Consider the following 12,250-nt stretch of genomic DNA (forward strand, 5'->3'; position numbering starts at 1 on the left):
GAACGAACGATTGAGGTGTTATCGACAGGAAAATCCCAAACCTTGAACCGACGCCCCATCGATAACCCCGAAATAGAGAGGTTTGTCACAGCAAAAAAAAGGCGACCCCAAAAGGTCGCCTCTTTTTGACAGCATGCCGTCTCGAACCGGTCAGTCCGCCAGCCAGCCGTTCTCCCAGTAACGCAGGTTCTCGTCGCGCAGCACGTAGTCGCGCAGCACGACCTCGCGCAACTCGTCGCCCATGCGGTAGCTGGCGTCAGGGTCGGCCAGGTGCATGCGGATGGCTTGCAGCCATTCGTCGGTGGTGTTGGTCTTGACCCGGGTGCACGGCAGGTAACCGCGGTAGGCCTCGGTGTCGGTGCAGATCACCGGGTAACCGCAGGCGCCGTACTCCAGCAGACGCAGGTTGCTCTTGCAGTCGTTGAAGATGTGGAACTCCAGCGGCGCCAGGGCCAGGTCCAGGTTGAGGCTGGCCAGTTTCGCCGGGTACACGTCGAGCCCGATCACGCCGTGGAACTCGTGCATGTACGGCAGCAGGTCGTCCGGGCACATGCCGAAGAACACCCAGTCGACCTCGTTGGCCAGCTCGCGCACCACGTCGGCGATCACCGCCAGGTCGCCGTGGTGGCTGGTGCCGCCGCCCCAGCCGACCCGCGGCTTCTTCGAGGTGCGGCGCTGGCTGCGCAGGCCGGTCCACAGGTGCCGGGACAGCATGTTGGGCACGACGCGGATGTCGTGGTGCATGTCCGACAGGACGTTGGCCAAAGGCGCGGTGGACACGACCACGCGGTCGCAGTAGCCGATGGCACGGCGCACCAGTTGCTCCATTTCATCGCGCTTGGGCATGTTGCGGATGTGCGCATTGCGCTGAGGCACGTCGATGACGTTGTCGTCGAGCTCGAAGATCCTCCGCGCATTGGAGAATTGCTTCAGCGGCGGGATCTCATCGATGGCGTGTTTCGAGTAACGCCCTTGCAGCACGATCACGTCGGGGGATTGGCGTTCGATCTCAATGATCGACGGCAAGCCGTAGCAAATGCGCCCTTCGGCCCGGTTCGCCGCTTCCAGCTCGATCATCGGCTGGCTGATGCGGTAGTGGCCGATGGCGGACGCGTTGATCGGCACGGCCAGCACATTGGGCAGCAGTTTCCTGGAGAACGGCGTCCAGCCGGTGCGCAGGCCCGGCTCCAGGCTGAAACTGGTCGCCCCGACGCCCTGCAGCGCCAGGTTGACGTTGAAGGCCGGGTCGCGCGCGATGACCGGCAACCAGCGCTGGTAGAACGTTTCGTGCTCTTGCACGTGCAGTTGCTGCTCTTGCTCCGTCGCCTCCACGGTAGGACGCGCGCCCAACGCCAGTTTGGCGTAAGGGTTCCAGACCACCAGATAGCCGTCCTGACCGACCCGCAGGCACAGATCCACGACGTTGAGCGTCTGGGTCAGCTCCTGTTCGTCCAGCCCTCCCGCTGCCTGGAACAGCGCCTTGCGAATCATCAGGCAATCGCCGCCGACGGCACTCAAATCGTGGGCCGTCTGCAAGCGGTACATGTAGCCGTCCGCCTGCATCGGCTGACCGTAGAACGGCAGCCCGACGGCCCCTTGCATGCCCAGCACCAGGCCGGCGTGCAGCACGCAGCCGTCCGGGTTGTAGATCTTGGCGCCGACCACGCCGACCTCCGGGCGCTGGGCGTGATTGAGCAGTTCGTCCAGCCAGTCCGCCTGGGTGATCACCGCAAAGGAGTTGAGCATCAGCACGTATTCGCCGCGGGCCTGGCCCACCGCGAAGTTGTAGGTGGCAGCTGGGTTGCCCTGCTGCGGGTAACGCAACACGCGCAGCCGGTCGCTGCCCAACTGCGCCATGCCGTCCAGCCACGCCAACGCCTCGGCGCTTTCGCTGCCGTTGTCGACCAACAGCAGTTCGTACTCGCTGTAGGCGGTCTTTTCCAGCAGCGTCTCGACGCAGCGCTGCAAGGCCGCCGTCTGGTCCTTGGTGACGATGACCACCGACACCAATGGGCGGCGGGCATGGCGATAGTCGATGCGGTTGAGCAGGTCGATGCTGCCGCGGCGCAGCTCATGGGCAACGCCCAGGCGTTGCAGGTGCGCTTCGAGCACTCGCGGGCTCTGTTCGACGACGCCCGGTTCGGCCAGCCATTTGGCCAGGTCGAAGACCGATTCCAGCATCACTTCGGCAATGTGGCCGACCACGTGCGTGCCGCCGCTTTCGACCATGCGCCACAGCACATCGTGAGGCGCAAGCTCTGCGAACTCCGGCGCAAAGCCGCCCAGGTCCAGGAAGCGCTCGCGCTGGAACGCCAGCGCACGTCCGACGTAGGGGTAACTGCGCATGAGGTCGAGGTTGAAGTCCGGCTTGAACGCCGGCTCCGCCGACTCGCCGTTGCGCAGGCTACCTTCGTCGCCGTACAGGCAGGTCAGCGAAGGGTTGTGCACGATCCGCTCGGCCATGACCAACAGCGCCGGGGCCACCGGACGGTCACCCGCCTGCAGCAGGTAGAACCAGTCGGCCCCTTCCAGTTGCGGCAACAGCGCATTGACCTGCTCCAGGCCGTCGCCCTGCAACGGCATGCGGAAGACCTGGCCGTCCAGCGCCGGCTCGGAACAGTCGGCGGACAGCACCAGGATCAGTTCCGGCGGATAGTCTTGGGCGGCCAGCGCCTCCAGCGTGCGCTCGACGCCGTCGCGGCTGCCTTCTGCGTCGATGACCACCGGCACGATCCGCGGCTTGTGCGACCAACTGGCGAAGGTCTCCGGCAGGAGTCGGCGCTGGGCTTCGCTGAGCACGCGGCAGCCCAGCCATTGCGCGTAGAGCTCGGCAAAGCTCCAGCTGTCGATGCCGACGCACCACTCCTGACGGCTCTGCTTGGAGCCCAGGGTGCGGCTCAGGGGCAGCTCTTCCCAGGCGCGCGGCGACTCGTCGGCCTTGGCCAGCGGCACATAACGCACCCAACCCGGGGCCGGCGCCGATTCGCCGCTGCGGGCCTTGAGCATCTGCGTCATCCACTCGCGCTCGACCTCCACCGCATCCTTCATCGGCTGGCTGGCGCTCAGGCGCTCGGGGTACAGCCGCTCGGCGCTGAGCACGTTGTTGGAGATCGCCACGTTGCCGCGCCGCATCAGGCAGATGTACAGGGCGAAATCCAGAGACGCGGTGAAGCAGTGGCCTTCCTGGGTCAGCGCCGGCAACAGTTCCTCAAGATCGGTGCGCCGGAACAGGGCGTTGCTGAAGCCGCCCAGGACGTTCACCGGGAACTTCTCGAAGATCGCCAGCAGGTCGTCGCCCTTGAACAGGCCGCTGGCCGGTGACAGCGAGGTGTTTTCCAGGCGCGCCGGCAGGATGATGTCCTGCGCGTCCCAGAGCAGCCGCTGGGCCAGCACCAGGCTCACTTCGTCGCGCACCAGCTCGTGGGCCTGCTGCTCGATGCAGGAGGCGTAGAGGTGGTCGTCGTCGCACAGGAACTTGACGAACTCGCCCCGCGCCTCGGCCAGGCAGGCCTTGAGGTTGCCGATCATGCCCAGCGTGCGCGGGTTGCGCACGTAGCGCACCGCAACGCCGGACTGCTCGCTCACCGAAGCGACAATCTCCTGGATCTGGCTGCCGCGGCTGTCGTCGCAGACGATGATTTCAAGAGAACCGTAGGTCTGGCTCACGGCGCTGTTCAACGTCCGCTCGAAGAAGCGCGGGTTGAAGGCGGGGATGACGAGGCTGACAAGGGGGAGTGAATTCACGGCGGACTCGCAAGCGGCGGGAACCCGCCCGGTACAGCGAGCCCTTCGAAACCGCAAAAGAAGACAAAGAAAGAACGGTGGGGAAACGGGCGCTCGCGCGCCCGCTCATCCTCAGATCCTGTCGAACAGGCTCAACTGGGAAATCTTGCTGAACGCCAGCTGGGCGGCCTGCAGCATGGTCTGCTGCAGGGTCAGGCGGGTCATCACCTCGGCCGGATCCGAATCGCGGATCGAGCTCTGGGTGGTGGCGTTCGCCGCGGTCAGGCTGTCGTTGGTGGTGGTCTGTTCTTCCAGCGCCTGCCCGCGGGCACCGATCGAGGTGACCGCAGAGCCGATCTGGTTCACGGCGCTGTCGATGTTGCCCAGCGCCGACTCCATGGTGCCCTGGAACTTCTGCTTGGCCACCGGATCGCCGTCGATCGGCGCCTTCAGCGCGGTGATCATCTGGCCCAGGGTGTCGAGCACGTTCTGGGTCTGGTGGTTGTTCGACTGGATCGAGAACTGGTCGCCGTTGGCCGGTGTGCCGCCGATGGCGAAGGTCACGCCGGCGGCGACGGCGTTGCCGCCGACCATGGTGCCCGACGAGATCGGCTTGCTGTCGGCCGTGATCGGCGCGGCATACAGGTCGAAGGCGGTGGCGCTGGTGAACTTGAGCACCGTGCTGCCGTTCGCCGGGAAGGTGTTGGTGTAGTCCGACGGGTTGGTGATGGTGGAACCGGTGATCACCGCCGTCGACGGGTTGCCCGGGCTGCGCGCCGTGGTGAACGAGTCAGGGCTGGCCGACAGCTGGAAGCTGTGGCCGGCGATGACGGCGTCCGGGTTGGTGTCGCCGGGCTTGAGGTTGATGTTCAGCTTCATGTCCACGCCACGGAAGCTGACCGTCTGGTTGGCGCCGTTGCTGTTGCTGATCACGCCGTTCTGGCTGGCTTCGGCGGTCACGTCGTTGCCCAGGGCATCGGTGATCTTGATCTGGGTGCTGCTCAGGAAGCTGACGGTGTACGGCTGGCCGCCGCTGAACTTGGCGTTGTAGGTCGCGGCGGTGCCGACGGTGCCGTTGGACAGCACCACACGGCCGTCGTCCACGGCCGGGGCGGTCATGGCGGTCTGGGTGCGGCTGGTGTTGATGGTCTGCTGGAACGCGTCCCAGCCGGTGGTGTTGGTGCCCACCGTCAGGCCGTCGCCGATGCCCAGGTTGATCTGGGTCTGGTCGCCGTTATAGGTGAAGGTGCCGTCGGCGTTCTGCGAGTACGGCGCGGTGTCGGTCTTGGAGCCGGAGAACAGGTAGTTGCCGTTGGCGTCCTTGGAGTTCATCAGGCCCAGCACCTGTTGCTGGATCTGGCCCAGTTCTTCGGCGTAGGCGCTGCGGTCGGCGTCGGTCTTGAATCCGTTGTTGGCGGCCAGGCCCAGTTCCTTGGCGCGCGCCAACGCGGTGTTGATCGCGTCCAGGGTGGATTCCTGCAGGTTCAGCGCGCTCTTGGTGCTGCTGATGTTGCCCTTGTACTGCTCCAGGATCGCGCTCTGCTGACCCAGAGCCAGCAGGCGGCCGGCGCCGACCGGATCGTCGGCGGCGGTGTTGATTTTGGTCAGGTTGCTGGCTTCGTTGCTGGTCGCCACGGCGTTGCTGTAGTTGCGCTGGTAGTTCGCAGCTTGCGTCTCGTAATACTGGGCGGTGGAAATGCGCATGGATTACGACTCCTTAAAGGCTGTTGATCAGCGTGCTGAAAGTTTCCTGCGCAGCCTTGATGATCTGCGAAGACGCGGTGTAGTACTGCTGGTACTTGACCAGGTTGGCGGCCTCTTCGTCCAGGACGACGCCGGACAGCGAGTCGCGGGCGCCCTTGGCCTGGTTCAGGATCACCGTGGTGGCGGCGCTGTCGGACTTGCCCTGGGCCGCCTGGGTGCCGACGTTGGTCACCAGCTTGTTGTAGGCGTCGGTCAGGCTGATGCCCTTGCTCGCCGAACCGGTGTCCACGGTCTGCTTGGTCTGCAGGCCGACCAGCGCCTGGGCGTTGCGGTTGTCCGAAGACGCCGCGCCGGTCAGGTTCATCGTGAAGGTCTCGCCGGCCTTCGGCGTGGCGCCCACGGTGGTCTGCACGGTGAAGGTCTTCTGCACCGGCGGCACGACGCTGTTGTCCATCACCGGCGCGCCGGTGGCGTCGACCATGCCCACGTTCAGGTTCAGGGTGTTGGCCTGGCCCGGCACGATGGTGCCGGTGCCGATGCTGTTGCCCTTGGCGTCGACCATGCTGTAGGACTGGCTGCCGCCGCTCACCGCGCCGAACACCAGCTTGACCGGCGTCGAGTACTTGAGCGCGGTCTGCATTTCCGCCTGGGCGGCCGGGTTGTAGATGTCGATGGTGCTGGTCAGCGTCGGCTGGGTGTAGGTGCCCGAGTTGTTGGCGCTGGCCACGCCGGTCAGCGGGCCGGCTGCGGCGATTTTCTTCGGATCGGTCAGCACGGTCTGGATGCTGGCGGCCGCGTTGCGGGTCGGCGTCACCTTGAACGAGTCGCCGGCGCTCAGGGCACCGCCGTTGAGCGACAGGGTGAAGCCGTCGATCACCGGAGGCGGCGTGGTGGTGGTGCTGAACGTGCCCAGGTCAGTGCCGTCGGAGCGCTTGACGGTGTAGTCGGTGGCGCTGGTGAAGGTCACCTGGTAATCGCTGGTGGTCAGCTTGCCGGTGTCCTTGATGGTCACATCGAGGTTGCCGGAGCCGGCGCTGTTGCCGTCTTTGCCGATGCTGCGCTGGCTGATCAGCGCGGCGCTGTTGATGTTGTTGAAGATCGCCGCGCCGAAGTCACCGTTCTTGTCGATGCCCTGGGCCTGCTGGCGGTTCATCTGGTCGGCCACCACCAGTGCGACGCGGCCCAGCTCGTTGAGCGACGGGTCGAGCACTTCTTTGCGGTAGGTGAGCAGGCCGCCGATTTCGCCGCCGCTGACCACCGAGGTGATGTCGATGGTGCTCGAGCCGCGGTCCATCTGCAGCGCCATGCGCGACGGGTCGTCCTTGCTCGGCACGGTGCTCAGGGTATTGATGGTGTTGCCGACGACCAGCGGCTGGCCGCTGCCGACATAGACGTCGAGGCTGGTGCCGCGCTCGACGACCTGGGCGCCGACCAGCTCGGACAACTGGCGCACGGCCTCGTTGCGGCTGTCGAGCAGGTCGTTCGGCTGGCCGCCGCTGGTGGAGATCTCGCCGATCTTCTGGTTCAGCGTGGCGATCGAGGTCGCCAGCTTGTTCACCTGGGACGCCATGTCCGACAGGTTGCCGTTGATCGTGGTGTTCTGGTCGTTCAGTTGCTTGGCCAGCGCGTTGAAGCGGCTGGTCAGGGCCTGGGCGCCGGTCAGGACGGTCTGGCGGGACGTGTCGTCGGTGGGCGACGTCGCGACCGACTGCATCGACGAGAAGAACTTCTGCAGCACGCCCGTCAGGCCGGTGTTGGTTTCCGACAGCGAGGCATCCAGCGCGCTGGCCTGGACCTGGTAGGCGGCCGCTTCGCTGTTGAGCGAAGTGGCGGTGTGCAGCTGGGCCTCAAGGTAGGAGTTGTACACCCGGCGCACGTCGGCCAGGGTCGTGCCCGTGCCGATGAAGACGTTGCCGTACTGCTGCGAGGACTTGGTGCCCTGCACGGTTTGCTGGCGCGAATAACCGGCGGTGTCGACGTTGGCGATGTTATTGCCTGTCGTCGCCAGCGAGGCTTGGCTGGCGGACAGCCCCGACATCCCGATATTGAGCAAACTCATGATTTAAACCTTATTCCTTATGCCCTAGAGAGGCGTGGTGGAGGCACCCGCCGCAGCGTAGTTGGGGTAACTGCCCATCTGCCTGGCTATCTGCGAAATCTTGGTCGCGTAGTTCGGGTCGGTCGCGTAACCGGCCTTTTGCAACTCGCGTACAAACTGTTCTGGGTTATCGGCCGACTTCAGCACTTCTTGATAGCGATTGTTGCTCTGCAGCATCGTCACCAGATCGTGGAAGCTGTCCTTGTAGGAGGCGTAGGAACGGAACTCGGCCGTCTCCTTGACCATCTGGCCGTTGCGGAACTCGCTGGTGATCGCCCGGGCCGAATCGCCCTTCCAGTTGCCGCTGGCCTTGATGCCGAACAGGTTGTGGCTGCTGCTGCCGTCCTGGGCGCGCATGACCGACTTGCCCCAGCCGGTCTCCAGCGCGGCCTGGGCCACCAGGTAGCGCGGGTCGACGCCGATGCGCGCGGCGGCCTCTTTGGCCATCGGCAGCATGGTGTTGACGAATTCGTCGGCGTCGCTGAACGCGCGTTTCGCCGGCGCCAGCGGGATCTGCGCCATGGCGCGGCCGTAGATCTGCATCTGCCCGCCCGAAGCCTTGTCCGCCTCGGCCCGCGCCAGCCAGTCGCCGTTGTACAGCGGGCCTGCGCCGGTGTTGGCGGCCATGGCATTGGTGTTGGCGCCGACAGTGCTGCGCTGCGGCAACACGGTGTTCGTGGCCGCCGAGGCGGACGGCACCAGGCCGGCGAGCAAGCGGTCGGCCAGCTTCGGCGGCAGGGCCAGACGGCGCCGGTTGATCATTTCCATGTCGTTGCGGTGGGAAAGCTCGACGTTCGGCGCACGCAGCGAACGCGATGCCCACAGCGGACGCTCGCCGCTGACCCGCGACAGCGGGCCGGTGGCGGCGGTGCCGGCGGCGATCGGCGTTTCCACCGCGGCCGCCTTGGCCGCCGCCTCGCCCGGCGCCACCGGCTTGTTCTTGGTCATCTGCCGCATCAGCACGTCGGCCAGGCCGATGCCGCCGCCCTCGCGGGACAGCGACACCGCCAACTGCTGGTCGTACATTTCCTGGTACTGCTTGGCTTCCGCGGTGTTCATCGGGTTGTCCTTCCCGAGAGCCTCGGTGGCCGATCGCATCGACTTGAGCATTTCGCCCAGAAACAGCGATTCGAACTCCTGCGCCACCTTGCGCATGTTCGCGTCGCTGTTCTTGTCGCCGACCTTGAGCTGGTTCAGGCGATTGAGGTCCGAGTAGGCCCCCGAGTCGCTGCCGCTGACCAGACCGCTCTTGCGCATATCCATGGTCGCCGTCCTCAGATCACGATCAGATCGGCTTGCAGCGCGCCGGCCTGTTTCAATGCTTCAAGGATCGCCATCAGGTCGCCCGGCGCTGCGCCGACCTGGTTCACCGCACGCACGATCTCGTCGAGGGTGGTGCCCGGGCCGAACTTGAACATCGGCTTGGCTTCCTGCTCGGCGTTGACCCGCGAGCGCGGCACCACGGCGGTCTGGCCGTTGGACAGCGGGCCCGGCTGGCTGACGATCGGGTCTTCGGTGATGGTCACGGTCAGGCTGCCGTGGGTCACGGCGGCCGGTGCCACTTTCACGTTCTGGCCGATGACGATGGTGCCGGTGCGCGAGTTGATGATGACCTTCGCCACGGCCTGGCCCGGATCGATTTCCAGGTTCTCCAGGATCGACAGGTAGTCCACGCGCTGGCTCGGGTCCAGCGGCGCGGTGACGCGGATCGAGCCGCCGTCGATGGCCTGGGCCACGCCCGGGCCGAGCATGTCGTTGATCTTGTCGACGATGCGCTTGGCGGTGGTGAAGTCGGAACGGTTCAGGTTCAGGGTCAGGCTGTTGCCCTGGTTGAAACCGCTCGGCACCGCACGCTCCACCGAGGCGCCGCCGGGGATCCGGCCGGCCGACGGAACGTTGACGGTGATCTTGGAGCCGTCACGGCCCTCGGCGTCGAAGCCGCCGACCACCAGGTTGCCCTGGGCCACGGCATAGACGTTGCCGTCGATGCCCTTGAGCGGGGTCAGCAGCAGCGTGCCGCCGCGCAGGCTCTTGGAGTTGCCGATGGACGAGACGGTGATGTCGATCTGCTGACCCGGCTTGGCGAACGCCGGCAGGTCGGCGCTGACCGACACGGCCGCGACGTTCTTGAGCTGCACGTTGCCCGATCCCGGCGGCACCTTGATGCCGAACTGCGAGAGCATGTTGTTGAAGGTCTGCAGGGTGAACGGGGTCTGCGTGGTCTGGTCGCCGGTGCCGTTGAGGCCGACCACCAGGCCGTAGCCGATCAACTGGTTGGAACGCACGCCGGAGATGCTGGCGATGTCCTTCAGCCGTTCGGCGTGTGCGTTGAAGGCCGCCGACAACAACAGCGCGGCCATCATGAGGCGCTTGAAATTCAAAGTAGCCACCTAGAAAGGGAACAGCGGGCTGAGGAAGAAACGGTCGAACCAGCCTGGCTGGCTCGCATCGGCGAACGAACCGGTGCCCGAATAGGTGATGCGCGCATCGGCGACCCGGGTCGAGGACACGGTGTTGTCGGTGGAGATGTCATCGGCACGCACCAGGCCTGCGATCCGCACCAGCTCGTCGCCGGTGTTGAGGGTCATCCACTTCTCGCCGCGCACGGCGATGATGCCGTTGGGCAGCACGTCGGCCACGGTCACGGTGATCGAGCCGGTCAGGGTGTTGCCCTGGGCCGCCTTGCTGTCGCCCTTGGTCGCGCGGTCGCCGCTGTAGCCGACGTCCAGGCTCAAGTCATTGCCGCCCAACGGGTTGTTGGTGGTGCCGCTGCCGCCGAACAGCGAAGTCAGGCCGATGCCGGTCTTGCTGTTCTTGGCCACCTGGGAGTTGGCGTTCTTGCTGGCCTGGGTCTTCTCGTTCAGGGTGATGGTGATGATGTCACCGACCCGGAACGCCTTGCGGTCGCTGTACAGGTTCTGCTCGAAGCCGGCCTGATAGATCGAGCCGTTGTTGGCCGCCGACGGCAGCGGCGTGCGCGGCAGCACCGGGGCGTAATAAGGGTCATTGGGCTTGGGCGTCGGCGCGACGCAGCCCGCGAGCGAGACCGCCCCACTCAATGCCAGAACGGATACAAAGCGATTCATGACCCTTACCTCACGGTGTTGCCGGCGGCCTCATGGCCGCCGTTCGGACTTGATTACAGATTCTGCGTTACGAACGAGAGCATCTGGTCGGCGGTGGAGATCACCTTGGAGTTCATCTCGTACGCGCGCTGGGTGGTGATCATGTTGACCATCTCTTCCACGGTGCTGACGTTGGAGGTTTCCAGCATGTTCTGCTCGGTGGTGCCGAAGCCGTTCAGGCCCGGGGTGCCGACTTGCGGCGCGCCGGAGGCGGCGGTCTCCAGGAACAGGTTGCTGCCGATGGCCTGCAGGCCGGCCGGGTTGATGAAGTCGGCGGTCTGCAGGTTGCCGATCACTTGGGAGGCCGGGTTGCCGGCGACGGTGATCGACACGGTGCCGTCCTTGCCCACGGTGAAGGTCTTGGCGTTGTCCGGGATGACGATGGCCGGCTCCAGGGCGAAACCGTTGGCGTTGACGATCTGGCCGTTGGCGTCCAGGTGGAACGTACCGTCACGGGTGTAGGACGTGGTGCCGTCCGGCTGCAGGATCTGGAAGAAACCGCGGCCGTCGATGGCCATGTCCAGCGGCTGCTCGGTGGTCTGCAGGCTGCCGGCGGTGAAGTTCTTCTGGGTGCCGACGATGCGCACACCGGTGCCCACTTGCAGGCCCGACGGCAGTTCGCTGTCCTGGGTCGACTGGGCGCCTGGCTGACGCTTGATCTGGTACAGCAGGTCCTGGAACTCGGCGCGGTCGCGCTTGAAGCCCGTGGTCGACACGTTGGCCAAGTTGTTGGAAATGGTGGTCAGGTTGGTGTCCTGGGCGGACAGACCGGTTTTGGCAACCCATAGAGCCGGAAGCATTCGATTCTCCTCGTGCGCCTGTTTTACGGCGCGACGTTCTGATAATTAGCTGATCTGCAAGACCCGAGCCATGGCCTGGTCGTCGTCTTTGGCGGTGTTCATCATCTTGACGTGCAACTCGAACTGCTTGGCCAGGGCCAGCACCGAGGTCATCTCTTCGACGGCGTTGACGTTGCTCGACTCCAGGAACCCCGACACCAGTTTGACGTTGGCGTCGGCCGGCGCAGGCTGGCCGTCCTTGGTGTGGATCGAACCGTCCAGGCCCTTGGTGATGGTCTTGATGTCCGGGTTGACCAGCTTGATGCGGTCGACCTCGGCCATGACCCGCGGGCCCTCGCCCATCGCGCGGATGCTGATGGTGCCGTCTTCGCCGACTTCCACCTGCTGCTCCGGCGGCACGGCGATCGGTCCGCCGTTGCCCATGACCGGCATGCCGTTGCCGGCGCGCAGCACGCCCAGGGCGTCGATGTTCAGGCTGCCGGTGCGCACGTAGCTCTCGCCGCCGTTGGGGTTCTGCACGGCGATCCAGCCGTTGCCGCTCACGGCCACGTCCAGGTCGCGCCCGGTCTGCACCAGCGAGCCCGGGCTGAAATCCGTGGCAGGCCGTTCGCTCATGGCAAACGCACGCGCCGGAAAGCTGTCGCCGAACACCGGCATCGAACGCGCCTGCTCCAGGTCGCGCTGAAAGCCGTTGGTGGAGATGTTCGCCAGGTTGTTGGCATGGGCCTTCTGCGCCAGTGCGTTCTGGCTGGCGCCGGTCATTGCCACATAAAGGTACTTGTCCACGCTGATTCCTCTGC

At 65.5% G+C, this 12,250-nt stretch carries 8 protein-coding genes; all 8 read right to left on the reverse strand.

The genetic code is table 11. From position 1 onward, the window contains the following. Positions 1-150: 150 nt before the first annotated feature. The 8 genes from CAG33_RS20315 to CAG33_RS20350 all read right to left on the reverse strand — a co-directional run bounded on the left by CAG33_RS20315 (position 151) and on the right by CAG33_RS20350 (position 12,236). The gene (locus CAG33_RS20315; protein WP_085640319.1) at positions 151-3,744 is read right to left on the reverse strand and encodes a glycosyltransferase; all 3,594 of its coding nucleotides are present in this window, start codon (positions 3,742-3,744) and stop codon (positions 151-153) included. A gap of 111 nt (positions 3,745-3,855) precedes the next feature. Further along, positions 3,856-5,427: a flagellar hook-associated protein 3 gene (locus tag CAG33_RS20320; RefSeq protein WP_085640322.1), complete on the reverse strand. Its 1,572-nt coding sequence runs from the start codon at positions 5,425-5,427 to the stop codon at positions 3,856-3,858. Between the two features lie 13 nt (positions 5,428-5,440). Then, positions 5,441-7,486, reverse strand: a complete 2,046-nt coding sequence (gene flgK / locus CAG33_RS20325) for a flagellar hook-associated protein FlgK (RefSeq protein WP_085577841.1) — start codon at positions 7,484-7,486, stop codon at positions 5,441-5,443. Positions 7,487-7,510: 24 nt separating this feature from the next. Further along, positions 7,511-8,788 carry a flagellar assembly peptidoglycan hydrolase FlgJ gene (flgJ, locus tag CAG33_RS20330; RefSeq protein WP_085640325.1) on the reverse strand — a complete coding sequence of 426 codons (1,278 nt, stop codon included), beginning with the start codon at positions 8,786-8,788 and terminating at the stop codon, positions 7,511-7,513. A gap of 11 nt (positions 8,789-8,799) precedes the next feature. Beyond that, a complete protein-coding gene (locus CAG33_RS20335; RefSeq protein WP_085577892.1) occupies positions 8,800-9,888 on the reverse strand; it encodes a flagellar basal body P-ring protein FlgI in 1,089 nt (362 codons plus the stop codon). 27 nt (positions 9,889-9,915) lie between these two features. Beyond that, positions 9,916-10,611: a flagellar basal body L-ring protein FlgH gene (flgH, locus tag CAG33_RS20340; protein WP_085577843.1), complete on the reverse strand. Its 696-nt coding sequence runs from the start codon at positions 10,609-10,611 to the stop codon at positions 9,916-9,918. A 53-nt stretch (positions 10,612-10,664) separates the two neighbouring features. Next, positions 10,665-11,450, reverse strand: coding sequence for a flagellar basal-body rod protein FlgG (gene flgG, locus CAG33_RS20345; RefSeq protein ID WP_085577844.1), 786 nt, complete (start codon positions 11,448-11,450; stop codon positions 10,665-10,667). 45 nt (positions 11,451-11,495) lie between these two features. Further along, positions 11,496-12,236: a flagellar basal body rod protein FlgF gene (locus CAG33_RS20350; protein WP_085577845.1), complete on the reverse strand. Its 741-nt coding sequence runs from the start codon at positions 12,234-12,236 to the stop codon at positions 11,496-11,498. Positions 12,237-12,250 lie beyond the last annotated feature (14 nt).

The organism is Pseudomonas sp. B3(2017) (assembly GCF_002113595.1).
In the GTDB taxonomy this organism is placed as follows: Bacteria; Pseudomonadota; Gammaproteobacteria; order Pseudomonadales; family Pseudomonadaceae; genus Aquipseudomonas; species Aquipseudomonas ekonensis.